Origin of the sequence: Pseudarthrobacter sp. J47 (assembly GCF_049810315.1) — a bacterium.
Classification (GTDB): domain Bacteria; phylum Actinomycetota; class Actinomycetes; order Actinomycetales; family Micrococcaceae; genus Arthrobacter.
Window position 1 is genome coordinate 1699535 of the sequence record NZ_CP187358.1, and the last position, 17265, is coordinate 1716799.

General features: G+C 63.3%; 12 protein-coding genes and 1 tRNA gene. 12 read left to right on the forward strand and 1 reads right to left on the reverse strand.

From position 1 onward, the window contains the following. Positions 1–62 precede the first annotated feature (62 nt). The 6 genes from trpB to pyk all read left to right on the forward strand — a co-directional run bounded on the left by trpB (position 63) and on the right by pyk (position 11286). Entirely contained in the window at positions 63–1460 is a 1398-nt protein-coding gene (gene trpB / locus ACPJW8_RS07630) for a tryptophan synthase subunit beta (RefSeq protein WP_330188550.1), read from the forward strand. Continuing rightward, positions 1460–2266, forward strand: a complete 807-nt coding sequence (trpA, locus tag ACPJW8_RS07635) for a tryptophan synthase subunit alpha (RefSeq protein WP_330188549.1) — start codon at positions 1460–1462, stop codon at positions 2264–2266. Before trpB ends, trpA begins: the two co-directional genes overlap by 1 nt. 3 nt (positions 2267–2269) lie before the next feature. After that, positions 2270–3373 (forward strand): prolipoprotein diacylglyceryl transferase, encoded by a 1104-nt coding sequence (gene lgt, locus ACPJW8_RS07640; RefSeq protein ID WP_330188548.1) that lies wholly within the window; start codon positions 2270–2272, stop codon positions 3371–3373. A gap of 263 nt (positions 3374–3636) precedes the next feature. Next, positions 3637–8253: a glutamate synthase large subunit gene (gene gltB / locus ACPJW8_RS07645; protein WP_330188547.1), complete on the forward strand. Its 4617-nt coding sequence runs from the start codon at positions 3637–3639 to the stop codon at positions 8251–8253. Next, a complete protein-coding gene (locus ACPJW8_RS07650; protein ID WP_330188546.1) occupies positions 8246–9703 on the forward strand; it encodes a glutamate synthase subunit beta in 1458 nt (485 codons plus the stop codon). Before gltB ends, ACPJW8_RS07650 begins: the two co-directional genes overlap by 8 nt. 71 nt (positions 9704–9774) lie before the next feature. Next, complete coding sequence (pyk, locus tag ACPJW8_RS07655; RefSeq protein ID WP_330188545.1) at positions 9775–11286, forward strand: pyruvate kinase; 1512 nt, start codon at positions 9775–9777, stop codon at positions 11284–11286. A 112-nt stretch (positions 11287–11398) separates the two neighbouring features. On the opposite strand, the gene ACPJW8_RS07660 is transcribed toward pyk, so the two are convergent. Continuing rightward, on the reverse strand, positions 11399–12004 hold the full coding sequence (locus ACPJW8_RS07660) for an ANTAR domain-containing response regulator (protein WP_330188544.1): 606 nt from the start codon (positions 12002–12004) through the stop codon (positions 11399–11401). A gap of 197 nt (positions 12005–12201) precedes the next feature. On the opposite strand from ACPJW8_RS07660, the gene ACPJW8_RS07665 reads away from it, so the two are divergent. From ACPJW8_RS07665 to ACPJW8_RS07690, 6 genes are all read left to right on the forward strand, one after another. Further along, a tRNA-Leu gene (locus ACPJW8_RS07665) sits at positions 12202–12283 on the forward strand. A gap of 86 nt (positions 12284–12369) precedes the next feature. Beyond that, positions 12370–13500, forward strand: coding sequence for a site-specific integrase (locus ACPJW8_RS07670; protein ID WP_330188543.1), 1131 nt, complete (start codon positions 12370–12372; stop codon positions 13498–13500). Positions 13501–14087: 587 nt separating this feature from the next. Continuing rightward, positions 14088–14801 (forward strand): HNH endonuclease family protein, encoded by a 714-nt coding sequence (locus ACPJW8_RS07675; RefSeq protein WP_330188542.1) that lies wholly within the window; start codon positions 14088–14090, stop codon positions 14799–14801. 728 nt (positions 14802–15529) lie between these two features. Then, complete coding sequence (locus ACPJW8_RS07680; protein WP_330188541.1) at positions 15530–15772, forward strand: type II toxin-antitoxin system HicA family toxin; 243 nt, start codon at positions 15530–15532, stop codon at positions 15770–15772. Between the two features lie 52 nt (positions 15773–15824). Further along, entirely contained in the window at positions 15825–16340 is a 516-nt protein-coding gene (locus ACPJW8_RS07685; protein WP_330188540.1) for a hypothetical protein, read from the forward strand. Between the two features lie 281 nt (positions 16341–16621). Continuing rightward, complete coding sequence (locus ACPJW8_RS07690) at positions 16622–17227, forward strand: DUF4145 domain-containing protein (protein WP_330188539.1); 606 nt, start codon at positions 16622–16624, stop codon at positions 17225–17227. Positions 17228–17265 lie beyond the last annotated feature (38 nt).

Here is a 17265-nt window from a genome sequence, read left to right on the forward strand (position 1 = left end):
TCAAAGCGCCCGCGGCCTCTACATTTTTTCTTACGATCAACTGGAACAGGACGGTGAGACTGATGGTTGATGCATCCTCAGGAAACGCTGGCAACGACGCAGTGGAAGACTTCTTGCAGGGCCGGGCTTCGCTCAAGAGCGCGCCCGGGCCCTACTTCGGCAGCTACGGTGGCCGATGGATGCCCGAATCGCTGATCGCCGCCCTGGACGAGCTTGAAGACACCTTCGACAAGGCCAAGGCCGATCCGGACTTCCTGGCGCAGATTGCCGAGCTGAACAAGAACTACTCGGGCCGCCCGTCCCTGCTGACCGAGGCCAAGCGCTTCTCCGAGCACGCCGGCGGCGCCCGGATCTTCCTCAAGCGCGAAGACCTCAACCACACCGGTTCGCACAAGATCAACAACGTGCTGGGGCAGGCGCTCCTGGCCAAGCGCATGGGCAAGACCCGGATCATCGCCGAAACCGGTGCCGGACAGCACGGCGTCGCCAGTGCCACCGCTGCCGCCCTGCTGGGCCTGGAATGCGTGGTCTACATGGGTGCCGAGGATGCCCGCCGCCAGGCGCTGAACGTTGCACGCATGCAGCTGCTGGGTGCCACGGTGGTCCCGGTGGTCAACGGATCCCAGACGCTCAAGGATGCCATCAACGATGCCCTCCGGGACTGGGTGGCCAACGTTGACACCACGCACTACCTTCTGGGCACCGCTGCCGGGGCCCACCCGTTCCCGGCCATGGTGCGCTTCTTCCACGAAGTCATTGGCGAGGAAGCCCGCGCCCAGATCCTGGAGCAGACCGGCAAGCTGCCGGACGCTGTTTGTGCGTGCATCGGCGGCGGTTCCAACGCCATCGGCATTTTCCATGGCTTCCTGGATGACCCGTCCGTGAAGATCTACGGCTTCGAAGCAGGTGGGGACGGCGTCGAAACCGGCCGCCACGCTGCCACCATCACCCTGGGCAAGCCCGGCGTGCTGCACGGCGCCCGCTCCTACCTGATGCAGGACGACGACGGCCAGACCATCGAGTCGCACTCAATTTCCGCCGGCCTGGACTACCCGGGCGTCGGTCCGGAGCACGCCTACCTCGCGGACATCGGGCGGGCTACCTACGAGCCCATTACCGACGCTGAGGCGATGGACGCCTTCAAGCTGCTGTGCCGGACCGAAGGCATCATTCCAGCCATCGAGTCCTCACACGCGCTGGCCGGAGCCATCAAGGTGGGCCAGCGGCTCACCGAGGGCAAGGCGGACCCGGCAGAGACAGTGGTCATCGTGAACCTGTCCGGCCGGGGCGACAAGGACGTGGAGACCGCCGCCGAATGGTTCGACATGCTGGATGAGGAAGGCAAGGTCAAGGGGACCAACCTGTCCACCCGGAAGCCCAAGACCCCCACGGACCGCGCAGAGACCGAAGCCGTGCCCGAATCCACTCCCGCCAGCACCAGCAGCAAGGACCACAACTGATGACTGAACAGACTGTGAGCAAGTCCGCCGTTGCGATCGACAAGGCGCGCGACGCCGGCCGGGCAGCCCTGGTGTGTTACCTCCCCGCCGGGTACCCGGACGTCCAGGCCACCATCGACGCCGGCATTGCCATGGCGAACAACGGCGCCGACCTCATCGAGATCGGTATTCCGTACTCCGATCCCGTGATGGACGGTCCGGTCATCCAGGCCGCCACCACCGAGGCGATTGCCAATGGCTTCCGGGTTTCCAGCGTGTTCGATGTGGTCCGTGGAATCACCTCGGCCACGGACGTCGCCGTCCTGGTGATGACCTACTGGAACCCGGTGGTCCGTATGGGCGTGGACGAGTTCGCCCGCCGCCTGGCGGAAGCCGGCGGCGCGGGCCTGATTACGCCGGACCTCATCCCGGACGAAGCCTCGGAGTGGTTTGAGGCCTCGGACAAGTACGGCTTGGACCGGGTCTTCCTGGTGGCGCCGTCCTCTACGCCGGAGCGCCTCTCCAAGACAGTTGAAGCCAGCCGTGGGTTTGTGTACGCCGTCTCCATCATGGGCGTCACCGGAACCCGCCAGGACGTGAGCAGCAGCGCGGAACAGCTGGTTGCAGATACCCACGCTGCGGGCGCCGAGCGCGTTTGCGTTGGCCTGGGCGTCTCAAACGCCGGCCACGTGCGCGAAATTGGCGCCTACGCGGATGGCGTGATCGTGGGTACGGCCCTGGTGGCTGCCATCCGCGACGGCGGCGTGGATGCTGTGGCAACACTGACCAAGGAACTCAGCACAGGACTCAGCCGGGAAGAGGCTTAAACCATGCAGACCCTCCAGCTTGCAGCATCGATGCTTCCGGCCAGCATCCCCAGCCCGGACTGGTCCGGCTTCGACATTCCGCTGCCGTGGGGGTCTCTTCGGATCCACGCCTATGCCTTGTGCATCCTCGCCGGCATCGTGGCCGGCCTGTGGCTTACGTCCCGCCGCTGGTCCCGCCGCGGCGGACCCGAGGGCAGCATCTGGGACATCGTCATCTGGGCCATCCCGTTCGGCATCATCGGCGGGCGGCTCTACCACGTGGTGTCATCCCCGGACGCGTACTTCGGCCCCGGCTTTGACGGGACCGGTGACCTCTCGCTGATTCCGCAGATCTGGCGCGGCGGCCTGGGCATCTGGGGTGCCGTGGTGCTCGGTGTGGTGGGTGCCTGGATCGGCTGCCGGCGCGCCGGCGTCCGGCTCCCCGCCTTCCTGGACGCAGCTGCCCCCGGGCTGCTGCTTGCACAGGCGCTGGGCCGCTGGGGCAACTACTTCAACCAGGAACTGTTCGGCGGCCCCACCACGCTTCCGTGGGGCCTGCAGGTTGATGCCGACAACGCAAACTTCCCCGCCGGCATGGCAGCAGACACGCTGTTCCACCCCACGTTCCTTTACGAATCGCTGTGGAACATTGCCGGCGTCGTCCTCCTGCTGGCACTTGACCGCCGCTTCGCCTTCCGCCACGGCCGGCTGTTCTGGCTGTACGCCGTGTACTACACACTGGGCCGGGTATGGATCGAGGCCATGCGGATCGATGACGCCGAACAGGTCACTCTCTTCGGGATCACCACCAGGCTGAACGTCTGGACCAGCATCGTCGTTTTCCTGGCTGCCCTGGTCATTTTTGTGGCACTTCGCTACCGCAAACGCCCGGATCCGGACACGGTATACCTTCCGGGACGGGAGCCGGTCACAACCGGAGAACCGGTCCGCGATACGGAAGCTGTTGCCCCAGACACACAGCAGCGTGGTAATCTCCCAGATAACCAAAGCGGCACAGGCGTGCCTTCCGAAACCACGGAAGGGGAACCGAAGCCTGCAGCACCGGCACCGGGGGATGCCCGTGATGACGCCGCCGGGACCACGCCGGACGCTGACCGTACCAAGTAGGCCAGCACCGTCACACCGGGCAGCGGAGTTATCACTCGCCAGCACCCGATCCACAGCGTAGTGGCAGCAGGGGCCATGCCCGGAAGCTTAGACAAGCCGACGGCGGGACCCTGGGTCAGGTGATCCGCGTAACGTGTCGTTGCGCAGGGCTGCCTGGCCTACAATTTCGAGTAACTAACACTTGTTGTGCCCCCATATAGGCGCTCTAAGTGGGGCCAACGTTGTCCCTTCCATACGCACGATCAGGAGGAAGGACGTCTCCCATGACCCAAACTCTTCACGGCCCCAGCTGGTCTGAACCAGCCCAGCCACAGGCTGCCATGTCGCCGTTCAAGCGCTTTGCGGCACTTCCCGAGGCGTCGGGTCTTTACAACCCGGACAAGGAGAAGGACGCCTGCGGCCTGGCCATCATCGCCACGCTCCGCGGCGAGCCCGGCTACGACATCGTTGAGGCCGCCCTTACTGCCCTGCGCAACCTTGAACACCGCGGCGCCGTGGGCGCTGACGAAGGCACCGGCGATGGCGCCGGCCTCCTGATGCAGATCCCGGACGAGTTCTTCCGTGCCGTCACCGAGTTTGAGCTCCCGGCCGCCGGCCAGTACGCCGCAGGCACCGCGTTCCTGCCCGCAGAATCCCGTGAGGCTGAGGCCGCGAAGGCCGGAATCGAAAGCCTCGCCGCTGACGAAGGACTGACGGTCCTGGGCTGGCGCGAAGTACCAGTGGTCGCCGATCTCGTTGGCGCCATGGCCCGCGCCTGCATGCCCTACTTCTCGCAGCCGTTCCTCGCTTCTGCAACAGGGGAGCACCTGGAACGCAACGACCTCGACGCCAAGGCCTGGCGGGTCCGCAAGCGCGCCCAGAACAAGTACGGCGTCTACTTCCCGTCGCTGTCCTCGCGCACCATCGTGTACAAGGGCATGCTGACCACGGCCCAGCTGGAGCCGTTCTACCCGGATCTGTCAGACAAGCGCTTCAAGACCAAACTGGCCATTGTCCACTCGCGCTTCTCCACCAACACGTTCCCGTCCTGGCCGCTGGCCCAGCCGTTCCGCACCATTGCCCACAACGGCGAGATCAACACCGTCAAGGGCAACCGGAACTGGATGCGTGCCCGCCAGTCCCAGCTCTCCAGCCCGCTGCTGGGGGATTCCCCCGAGGAACTGTTCCCCATCTGCACTCCGGGTGCTTCGGACTCGGCGTCCTTCGACGAGGTTGCCGAGCTCCTGTGGCTCTCCGGCCGGCCCATCACGCACGCAATCATGATGATGATCCCTGAGGCCTGGGAAAACCACGCCACCATGGATCCGGCCCGCCGGGCGTTCTACGAATACCACTCCCTGCTCATGGAGCCGTGGGACGGTCCCGCCGCAGTCTCCTTCACAGACGGCAACCTGGTGGGTGCCACGCTGGACCGCAACGGGCTGCGCCCGGGCCGGTACTGGATCACCGAAGACGGCCTGATCGTTTTCGCCTCCGAGGTTGGCGTGATCGAGGTCGAACCCTCCAAGGTGGTCAAGAAGGGCCGTGTTTCCCCGGGCCGGATGTTCCTGGTGGACACCGACGCCGGCCGCATCATCTCTGACGCCGAGGTCAAGGCCGAGGTCGCTGCGGCGAACCCCTGGGCAGACTGGGTTGCGGAGAACCTGATCGACCTCAAGGACCTTCCGGAGCGCGAGCACGTGGTCCACACGGCTGCGTCGGTGAACATCCGCCAGCGCACGTTCGGCTACACCACCGAAGAGCTGCGCATCCTGCTGGGCCCCATGGCCCGCACCGGCGCTGAACCGCTGGGCGCCATGGGTTCGGATACTCCCGTTGCCGTGCTGTCCAAGCGGCCCAGGCTGCTCTTTGACTACTTCGTGCAGTCCTTCGCGCAGGTCACCAACCCGCCGCTGGACGCCATCCGCGAGGAACTGGTCACGTCCCTGACGTGCGCCATCGGCCCCAACGGAAACCTCCTTGATACCAATCAGGTGCGCCAGCCCCAGGTGTCGCTGCCGTTCCCGGTGATCAACAACGACCAGCTGGCCAAGATCGCGAATATCGAAAACGCCGACGGCGACCGCGTGGCCATGAAGGTCCGCGGGCTTTACCGTCCGGAAGGCGGGGAGAACGCACTGCGTGCCCGGCTCACCGAGATCTGCGAGCAGGTCTCCGGGGCGATCAACCGCGGCGTGCAGTACATCGTCCTCTCGGACCGCGATTCCAGTGCCCAGTGGGCACCCATCCCGTCGCTGCTTCTGGTCAGCGCCGTGCACCACCACCTGCTGCGCAGCGCCAACCGCACCAAGACCGCCCTGGTGGTCGAGGCCGGCGATGTCCGCGAGACGCACCACGTGGCTGTGCTGATCGGCTACGGCGCTTCCGCCGTGAACCCGTACCTGGCCATGGAATCCGTGGAGCAGCTCATCACCTCCGGCGATGTCACGGGCGTGACCCCGCAGGATGGCGTCTACAACCTGATCAAGGGCCTCGGCAAGGGCGTCCTGAAGATCATGTCCAAGATGGGCATCTCCACGGTTGCCTCCTACACCGGTGCCCAGACGTTTGAAGCGCTGGGCCTCGGCCAGGAACTCGTGGACGAATTCTTCTCCGGCACCCACTCCCAGTTGGGCGGCGTCGGCCTGGATGTCATCGCCGCCGAAGTCCTTGCCCGGCACCGGATGGCTTACCCGGAAGACGGCATCGAACAGCCCCACCAGTCCCTGATGACCGGTGGCGAATACCAGTGGCGCCGTGACGGCGAACCGCACCTGTTCAACCCGGAGACGGTTTTCCGCCTGCAGCACGCCACGCGGGAGCGCCGCTACGACATCTTCAAGTCGTACACCAGGGGAGTGGACGACCAGTCCGAGAACCTGATGACCCTCCGCGGCCTGCTCAAGTTCAAGACCGGCCAGCGCCCCGCTGTGCCGCTCGAGGAAGTCGAGCCGGTCTCCAGCATCGTCAAGCGCTTCTCCACGGGTGCCATGAGCTACGGCTCCATCTCCAAGGAAGCCCACGAGACCCTGGCGATCGCCATGAACCGGCTGGGCGGCAAGTCCAACACCGGTGAGGGCGGCGAAGACGTTGACCGCCTGCTGGACCCCGAGCGCCGTTCCGCTGTCAAGCAGATCGCTTCCGGTCGTTTTGGCGTGACCAGCCTCTACCTGAGCAACGCCGACGATATCCAGATCAAGATGGCGCAGGGTGCAAAGCCCGGCGAAGGCGGCCAGCTGATGGCGCAGAAGGTCTACCCCTGGGTGGCCCGGACGCGGCACTCCACGCCCGGCGTGGGCCTGATTTCACCGCCTCCGCACCACGACATCTACTCCATCGAGGACCTCGCGCAGCTCATCTACGATGCCAAGCGCGCGAACCCGTCGGCGCGTGTCCACGTAAAACTGGTCTCGGAAGTCGGGATCGGCACCGTGGCGTCCGGCGTGACCAAGGCGAAGGCCGACGTCGTACTGGTTTCCGGCCATGACGGCGGCACCGGCGCCTCCCCGCTGAACTCCCTCAAGCACGCAGGTGTTCCGTGGGAACTGGGCCTGGCAGAGACACAGCAGACGCTGATGCTCAACGGCCTGCGCGACCGCGTGGTGGTGCAGGTGGACGGCCAACTCAAGACCGGCCGCGACGTGGTGATCGCCGCCCTGCTCGGTGGCGAGGAGTTCGGTTTTGCCACTGCCCCCTTGGTGGTTTCCGGCTGCATCATGATGCGCGTCTGCCACCTGGATACCTGCCCTGTAGGCGTGGCCACCCAGAACCCTGAGCTGCGTTCACGGTTCAACGGCAAGCCCGAATTTGTGGTCAACTTCTTCGAGTTCCTGGCCGAAGAGGTCCGCGAAATCCTCGCGGAACTCGGTTTCCGGAGCATCGAAGAGGCAATCGGCCACGCCGAGATGCTGGATACCCGTGACGCAATCAACCACTGGAAGGCCGAGGGCCTGGACCTGGATCCGATCCTGCACGGGCTCGAATTCGACGACGACGCCCCGCTGCGGAACCTGACCGGCCAGAACCATGAGCTGGACAAGCACTTCGACCAGCGGCTGATCAGCATGGCCACCGAAGCCCTGACGGACCGCAGCCCGGTCAAGATCCAGGTGGACGTGATCAACACGGACCGTTCGGTGGGCACCATGCTGGGTCATGTGGTGACCAAGACGTTCGGCACTGATGTGCTGGCGACCGACACCATCGACATCACGCTGAACGGCACGGCCGGGCAGTCGCTGGGTGCCTTCCTGCCCGCTGGTATCACCATCCGGCTGCTGGGCGACTCCAACGACTACGTGGGTAAGGGCCTCTCCGGCGGCCGGATCATCGTACGCCCGGACCGCACCAACATCTTCGCCGCCGAAAGCAACGTCATTGCCGGCAACGTCATTGGCTACGGTGCCACCAGCGGCGAGATCTTCCTCCGCGGCCAGGTGGGCGAGCGGTTCCTGGTGCGCAACTCCGGTGCCACGGCCGTCGTCGAAGGCATTGGTGACCACGGCTGCGAATACATGACGGGTGGCCAGACGCTGATCATCGGACGCACCGGCCGGAACTTCGGCGCCGGTATGTCCGGCGGTACCGCCTACGTCCTGGACCTGCAGGAAACCAAGGTCAACAAGGACGCCCTGCAGTCCGGGGAACTGCAGCTGCGCGAACTCGACGCCGAGGACCGCGACATTGTGCATGGCCTCCTGGTCAAGCACGTCGAGGAAACCGAATCGGCCCTCGCGGCACAGTTGTTGGAGAACTTCGACGACACTGTTGCCCGCATAACCAAGGTGCTGCCGCGCGATTACGCTGCAGTACTGCAAACACGGCTTGACGCCATCGAAGAGGGCCTTGACCCCGACGGCGAAGAAGTTTGGTCTCGAATCCTGGAGGTGACCGGTGGCTGATCCACGCGGATTTCTCAAAGTACGTCAGCGTGAAACCCAGCCGCGCCGTCCCGTTCCCGTCCGTATCATGGACTGGAAGGAAGTTTACGAGGCGCAGGAGAAGGGTGTCCTGAAGAGCCAGGCCGGCCGCTGCATGGACTGCGGCGTTCCGTTCTGCCATCAGGGCTGCCCGCTGGGCAACCTGATTCCCGAATGGAATGACCTGGTATGGCGCGACAAGGGCCACGAAGCCATCGAGCGGCTGCACGCCACGAACAACTTTCCCGAGTTCACGGGCCGCCTGTGCCCGGCGCCCTGCGAAGCGTCCTGCGTGCTGGGGATCAACCAGCCTGCGGTGACCATCAAGCAGGTTGAGGTCTCCATCATTGACGAGGCCTGGGACAAGGGCTGGGTTAACCCGCTGCCGCCGGCACGCCTGACCGGCAAGACCGTTGCGGTGGTGGGTTCCGGCCCGGCAGGACTGGCCGTGGCCCAGCAGCTCACCCGCGTTGGCCACACCGTTGCCGTCTACGAACGTGACGACAAAATCGGTGGCCTGCTCCGTTACGGCATCCCCGATTTCAAGATGGAAAAGGAGCAGGTGGACCGCCGCGTCTCGCAGATGAAGGCCGAAGGCACCCGCTTCCGGACCGGCGTCGCCGTTGGCACGGACGTGACCTGGGAGCAGCTGCGCCGCCGGTATGACGCCGTTGTGGTGTGCACCGGTGCCACGGTTCCCCGCGACCTGCCCATCCCCGGACGCGACCTGGACGGCGTCCACTTCGCCATGGATTACCTTGTTCCGGCAAACCGCGTGGTGGCCGGCGAGGCCATCCCGGACCAGATCGACGCCCGCGGCAAGCATGTAGTGATCCTCGGCGGCGGCGACACCGGCGCTGACTGCATCGGTACCGCACACCGGCAGCAGGCTGCGTCGGTGACCACCCTGGCCATCGGCAAGCAGCCGCCGGCCGAGCGTGCCGCCCACCAGCCGTGGCCCACGTTCCCCACGCTCTTTGAGGTGGCAAGCGCCCATGAAGAAGGCGGCGAGCGGACCTACCTGGCCTCCACCGTCGAGTTCGTGGGCGAGGACGGCAAGCTGACCGGCGTCAAGGTGGCCGAAACGGAATTCGTGGACGGCAAGCGCCTGCCCAAGGCCGGAACCGAGCGGGTGATTCCCGCGGACCTGGTGTTCCTGTCCCTGGGCTTCACCGGCGCTGAGCCTGCGGGCATCACCGAGCAGGTCAGTGCGGAATTCGACGGCCGCGGCAACGTGGCGCGGGATGGTTCGTACATGACCAATACCGAAGGCGTGTTTGTTGCCGGCGATGCCGGCCGTGGACAGTCCCTCATTGTGTGGGCCATCGCCGAGGGCCGTGCGTGCGCGGCCGCCGTCGACCAGTTCCTGATGGGCAGCACCATCCTGCCCGCACCGGTGGCACCGACCGACCGCGCGATCGCCGTTCTGTAGGCATCGCACAGCGCCTGGAAGTTCACCTCGAAGTCAACTCAACCGAAGCACCAGACCATTAGGGTAGGTATATGAGACGCGCAAAGATTGTGGCCACTTTCGGGCCAGCGATTGCCAGCTACGAGAACACGCTTGCTGTTCTTGAGGCCGGCGTAGATGTTGCCCGCATGAACATGAGCCACGGCGACTACACGGTGCACGATTCCACGTATGAGAACGTGCGTCGTGGCGCTGCAGAGCTTGACCGCCCCGTGGCCATCATGGCCGACCTCCAGGGCCCCAAGATCCGCCTGGGCCGCTTCGTTGACGGCCCGCACGCACTGTCCGTGGGCGACATCTTCACCATCACCACCGAGGATGTTCCCGGCACGCAGGAGATCTGCTCCACTACGCTCAAGAGCCTCACCGAGGACGTCAACGTGGGGGATGCGCTGCTGATCGACGACGGCAAGGTGGCACTGCGTGCCATCGAGGTCGACGACGTCAAGGTCGTCGCTGAAGTGACCGTCGGCGGCATGGTGTCCAACAACAAGGGCATCAACCTCCCCGGCGTGGCCGTCAACGTTCCCGCGCTGAGCGAAAAGGACGAGGACGACCTCCGTTGGGCCATGCGCCGCGGTGTTGACCTGGTGGCACTGTCCTTCGTCCGCGACGCCTCGGACATTGTCCGCGTCCACGAAATCATGGACGAAGAAGGCCGCCGCGTTCCGGTGATCGCCAAGATCGAAAAGCCGCAGGCCGTTGACCAGCTGCACGAGATCATCGACGCGTTCGACGCCATCATGGTGGCCCGTGGCGACCTCGGCGTTGAGCTGCCGCTCGAAGAGGTGCCGATCGTCCAGAAGCGCGCCATCGAACTGGCCCGCCGCTGGGCCAAGCCGGTCATCGTGGCAACCCAGGTCCTGGAATCCATGATTGACAACCCCCGTCCCACCCGTGCGGAGGCATCCGACTGCGCCAACGCCGTGCTTGACGGCGCCGACGCGGTAATGCTCTCCGGTGAGACCAGCGTGGGCAAGTACCCGATCGAGACCGTCAAGACCATGGCCCGGATCATCGAGTCCACGGAAATGCACGGCCTGGAGCGCGTCCCCCCGCTGGGCACCAAACCCAAGACCCGTGGTGGCGCCATCACCCGTGCCGCCGTCGAAATCGCCGACCAGCTGGACGCAAAGTACATCTGTACCTTCACCCAGTCCGGTGACTCCGCGCGGCGTCTTTCCCGCCTGCGTCCCATCAAGCCGGTGTTCGCCTTCACCCCGGTGGAGCACGTCTGGAACCAGCTGGCCCTCACCTGGGGCATCCAGCCGGTCCTGGTGCCCATGGTTGGCCACACGGACGAGATGACCGCCCAGGTGGACCGCAGCCTTCTGGAAATGGACCTGGTGGAAGACAACGACCTCGTTGTCATCGCTGCCGGTTCCCCTCCCGGAAAGGCGGGTTCGACGAACTCCCTGAAGGTCCACAAGGTGGGCGACCTCGCCGATACTTCCCGCAAGGGTGAGGCGGCGTCCAACAAGGAAAAGCTTGGCCCCTGGCCGGAAAAGAAGCGCAAGGCCGCCGCTTCGGTTCCTGCAGAGTAGAGCACATAAAGAAGGAGCCCTCCAGCTGGAGGGCTCCTTCTTTATGTCCGGTGACCGGTGGTCGAGCTTGTCGAGACCCGGCCCCGGTGGTCGAGCCTGTCGAGACCCGGCGCTAGTTGACCTGGTTGATGATGGTCTCGGCGACTTCGCGCATGCTGAGGCGGCGGTCCATGGAGGTCTTCTGGATCCAGCGGAATGCTTCCGGCTCCGTGAGGCCCATTTTGGTGGTCAGGAGGCTCTTGGCGCGCTCTACGAGCTTGCGGGTGGCGAACTGCTCCTGCAGGTCAGTGACCTCAGATTCGAGGGCCTTGATCTCTTCGTGGCGGGACAGCGCGATTTCCAGTGCGGGGATGAGGTCGGCCGGGGTGAACGGCTTGACCACGTAGGCCATGGCGCCGGCGTCGCGGGCGCGCTCCACGAGTTCTTTCTGGCTGAAGGCGGTCAGCAGGACCACGGGGGCGATACGGGCCTTGACAATCTTCTCAGCGGCGGAGATGCCGTCCATGACGGGCATCTTGACGTCCATGAGGACCAGGTCCGGCTTGAGTTCTTCGGCCAGCTGCACGGCTTTCTCGCCGTTGTCGGCTTCGCCAACAACTTCGTAGCCTTCGCCGCGGAGGATTTCGATGATGTCCAGGCGGATCAGGGTTTCATCCTCCGCCACAACAACGCGGCGCGCCGGCTGGGACGTGGACTTGGACTCCGTCGATTCGGTCACGGGATCTCCTTGGAAGGTACGGCGGGAACATCACTATCTTAGTTGTGCCCGCGGCTTTGCTTGATCGGATGGTCAATTGCGGCGGCACTGACGCGATTCTGGGATTCAGCCTATCTGCATGTAGAGTAATTCCGCGCACTGGAGCAGATCGCGTCGGCCACAATAAGCTGTGGGCGTACGCTTAAGCCTGGTGCACGGCCCGAGTGGCGGAATTGGCAGACGCGCCGCACTCAAAATGCGGTATCGAAAGGTGTGTGGGTTCGAGTCCCACCTCGGGCACAGTGTTTCCGCAGGTCAGGGCACTGTTTGTACTTTGAGTGTTGACAAAAACGCCCAAAGTGTTGACAGCGGAGTACCGTTTTTATGTGGCCAGCATTCGCAAGCGCACCAAAAAGGACGGCTCGTCGTCCTACATGGTGCTGTGGCGGGACCCGAAGAGCCGCGAGCAGCAGGGCCTGACAGTTGCCACGGTCGTCGAAGCTGAAACCCTGAAGCGGCTTCTTGACGCCAACGGCCAGTCGTTCGAAATCGCGCAGCATGCGATGCTCTCCAACGAGAAGCGCACACCCACCGTTGCTGAAGTCATTCAGGAGCACATCGACCTGCTGATCCGCCCGTCGAGCGGAACCACGAAGACGTACCAGACGATGCTGGACCTGCATATCCGGAACGTCATCGGCCACGTGCCCGTGGACAAACTCGATTACCGGCTGATAGCGCACTGGGTGAAGTCGATGATGGCGAAGGGCAAGGCCCCGAAGACTATCCACAATGTGCACGGCCTGATCTCGGCAGCCATGAATACGGCGGAGATGCTCGGCTACATCACGCGGAACCCCTGCCGTGGGGTGCAGCTACCGGGCGTTGAGAAGGCCGAGGACGAGGCGATGTTCCTCACCCATGGGGAGTTCAGCCTCATCATGGAGGGGATGGGGGAGCGGTACAAGGCCTTCACCAACTTCCTGGTCATGACCGGTACCCGTTTCGGGGAGGCCACCGCGCTGACAGTGGCGGATGTTGATCTTCTGTCCAAGCCGCCCACGGCCCGGATCAACAAGGCATGGAAACGGGACGGCCAGAACCAGTTTTACATCGGGGCGACGAAGACAGGTGCCGGTAAACGGACCATCGGGCTGAACCCCGCGCTTGTGGAATTACTGATCCCGTTGGTGGCGAGCAGGCCCGGTAAGGAACTTGTGTTCACGACGCCCAAGGGCGAGCGCATCATCCACAAGCTCTACTGGCACCACTACTGGGTGCCTGCCGTTCGCACCGCCCAGGCAATTGGCCTGACCAAGAACCCCCGCATCCACGACCTCCGCCACACCCACGCGTCCTGGCTGATCCAGGACGGGGTGCCCTTGTTCACCATCTCGCGCCGGCTGGGGCATGCTTCTACGCGGACTACTGAGCAGGTGTACGGGCACTTGATGCCGGAGGCGCTGCAGGCAGGTGCTGACGCGACTGAGCGGTCGATAACGGCCTTTCTCCGCTGACTGCGTCTACAGTGCGTCGGCCTGGATGCACGGGCAAAATGCGAGGGATTGCCCCATTAGGCCTTCCGTCATGTCGGTAAATCCTCCGGAGTGCATGAATCTGAGAAACCTGCACCATTCCTTGGGAGTTGCCGTGGACATCGAATTCTTTGAGCCCGCAGAAGCCGCGGCGCTGATGCGCTGCACAGAGTCCTGGTTGCGTGACGGCGCAACTAGTGGGCGCTTCCCTCACGCTTGCTGGGGAAAGGGCAAGATCATCTTCACCTCGGAACACATCCTGGAAATCGCCAAGTTGAGTGAGATCCTCCCCGGTAGCACTGGTTCCTCGCTCTCCGCCACTGGGCCCGTGACGAAGGAAAGGCTAATCGGTACTCGGTCCAAAGTCAGACTGGCTACTGCGCGATGAGTAAGCGTGACGTTTCCCGTGAGGGCGATGGTTCGAACAGTTGAGGCAACTAGTGGCAGCCGTAGCGGACCCCCGCAGAGTACTAATGGCACGGACGTGTGGCAGGCACCACGGACCCGGTTACCTGCGGCAGGTGATGGTCAAAGCTAGCGTGGAACAACGCCCTGTAACCAGAAGGACCATGAAGACCACCTGTTCTCCCGCCAAAGTCCTGACCGCTTTCACCGCAATGATGCTGGCTGGGTCCTTAGTAGGTTGTGACGCCGCAGCCAACGCTTTCGAAATCATCGAGGCTGCTCCAGGCGTCGCTGCCGAGGCGCCGTCCCCTGGCGGTGACGCCGCCAACGCCCTTGTACAACTGGAGAGCCTTCCGGTGAAGGGGCGCGCCCCGAAGACCGGCTACACCCGCGATGAGTTTGGACCGGCCTGGGCTGACGTTGACCGCAACGGCTGCGACACACGCAACGACATTCTCGCCCGCGATATGACCGATGAGACGTTCAAGCCCGGCACCAACAACTGTGTGGTCATGACAGGAACCCTGGCCGATAAGTACGCCGGCACTACGATTACCTTCACGCGCCGCCAGGACACGAGCTCCGACGTCCAGATCGACCACCTCGTTCCGCTCAGCGATGCTTGGCAGAAGGGCGCACAGCAGCTCAGCGCCGACCGTCGCAAGGAACTCGCCAACGACCCGCTGAACCTCATGGCCGCCGACGGCCCCACCAATAGTGCCAAAGGGGACAAGGACGCCGCCACGTGGCTGCCGCCGAACAAAGCTTTCAAATGCGCGTACGTCGCCCGCCAAGTTGCCGTCAAAGCTCAGTACGCCCTTTGGGTCACCCAAGCCGAGCATGATGCCATGACGGGGATACTTTCGAGCTGCAGATAGATCACGGCGTCCGTAGGTCGTTGACGGGTGGACCGGCCGAATTGTTGTACCAACGTTGGATGAAACAGTTCCGGCTGTAGCAGCTTGTCCTTTCTGTACGCCTCAAAGACCTACTGGCAGCTCCAGGCCGTGGTCCTCCTATCCATCTGTTCTCAGGCCGCCGAAGCCTACCGGCTTGCAATCTCAGGCGGCCGAAGATTGCGATCCACAAAATCCACCGCTTACCCACCTAATAGGGCTAGAGGTCTGCAGTTTGCTTTTCCTTTCCAGGAGATTCTCGGGGGAACAAGCTAATTGTCTGGATGCCAGTCAGCAGTAGGGCATGCGCGGCGCTTCGAATACAAGCTAACGTCGATGCCTGGCGGCGACTCGACCACCCGACACGCCGGTTACGAATTATTTCTTTGCGCTTGTTCTGGCCACCCTTCGGGGAAATGTAGGGAAAGCCGCCTGGCGCTCTGAGTGTTCGTCTGGCGCACTGAATGTTCCATATGGCGCATCGTGTGTCCATTTGGAACATTTGGGCCTATACAGGGCACGCCGTGCATGGCCGAGGTTTCCCCCGATGTTGACGGCCAGAGCTAACAAACGGAGCAACCGCCTGGCTGGGCTGGGAGTCTAGCGCTGTCCCGGCAGCCTCGCCGATATCATTGAATCTTGGGCCTCGGCCGCATGAGGACAAGTCGTGACAGGGGATGCGTGACGTGGGAAGCAGTGACTATCCGTCCATGGACGTGAAGAAGTTCCGTCGTCTCCTCATCAAGATGGGTTATACCCCCACTGGCAACGGCAAGGGCAGCCATGAGATACTCGAGCATGAAAAGTATCCCCCCCTGACGTTCTCCGGTCATGCATCAAAGGAGATTTCCGGGGGATTGGTGAAGCAGATCCTACGTAAAGAGGTAGGGTTGTCCGACGAGCAGGCAAAGGAGGTTCTCCGTGGTAAGTTCCGCCCAAATGATCATCACTAGGTGGGGGGAAGCGCAAGCAGTCTCCCTATCAAGCCCACAGCTTCCAGGGATTGTGGCCGCCTTCGACAAAGACCCCACGCCTGCAGAGATCATGTCCGTAGCCAAAGCGGCCGGCCTTGCTGATGATGGCGAATTTGATGTTCACATAGAGGAAACCCTCTGCGTTGAAGACACTCAGTACTTCGTTCGCGCCCGTCACGACTTCCGCGCTGACCTGCGTTTGGCCATTCTGAACCGTATCCTCCATGAACTAAGCGCCAACAAAGAGATGCGCGTTCACGCCGCCAAGGATGATCTCGACGACGTGATCTTCATCGCTGCCCTGCCGTCTGACACTATTGCTGCGACCATCGCCACAGCACGGTCTGGCCAGCCGATCAACGTCGCTTCGGTGAATCCGGTGACTGAAGATCTCGCCTGCGTTGCTGTCATTCATGATGCCGCAGAAGCAACCGGGCCTTCCCTTGAAGAACTCGGACTGGAGCCTCTTTCGCCGGTCGAAAAGCTCCTTCAAATGGAGCCGGGACTGCGCCGCCACTCCCACGACCACGAGCTCATTCAACTTTAGTCTCGAGGTCCACACTCGCCTTGGTAACGCCCCGTCCTTGAATTAGGGCGGGGCGTTACTCAGTTTTTCGTCTTGCTAACAGCCCGTTCTCGGTCCCTGCACAGCTAGGCGGCTGAAATAACAAGGTCTGTGCTTGGCGCTGCTGCGCATGTCGATGTCGCATCCACCGCTTACCCACCGGAAAATGTACGGAGCCACTAGGCTAGGGCTTGCAAATCACGACTTTGGGGGAGGCCTGCATGGCTGCGACAACTTGCGGACGCTGTGGAAAGTACAGCCACATGACCAGTATTGGACCCGCGGTCACCGCGGAATATGCCTCGGGTGCCGCGCATATCATCGAGAACCCCTTCCGATGCGACAACTGTCACGGGCTGAACATTGGCGGCGCCCGTGTGCTTAGTCTCCCTATGAACACCGGTCGTGAAGACGCAATGGGCGCGTACTGGCATACGCAGGAACCGGACTTCTGGCACCCGCAGTTTGTTCAAGGCCAGGATTATCCCGACGTACCCGAACACGTGGAGCGTCCGGCATCTGAAGCCCACATGTGCATGAGTGTGTCCGCGCACATGTCGGCTATCCTCATGGCCCGGTCAGTCATTGAAGCAGTTGCCAAGGACCACGGCATCGATTCTGGAAGCCTGTTCAAAAAGATCGACGCCATGCACAGCAAGGACCTCATCACCGAGTTTGCCAAGAAGACAGCCCACACAATCCGGACCTTCGGCAACGATATGGCTCATGGAGATTTCACTGTCGAAGTGGATGCTGCCGACGCGAAGGGCGTCCTCACCTTCATGGACTACATTCTGCGCGAGGTCTACCAAGCGCCGGCCGAGCTCCAGCGGCTGCAGGATGCTGCTGAGGCGCGGAAAATGGCCTAGACGTACAGACCTGGGGATGTCTCGTAGCCAGTCGTTAG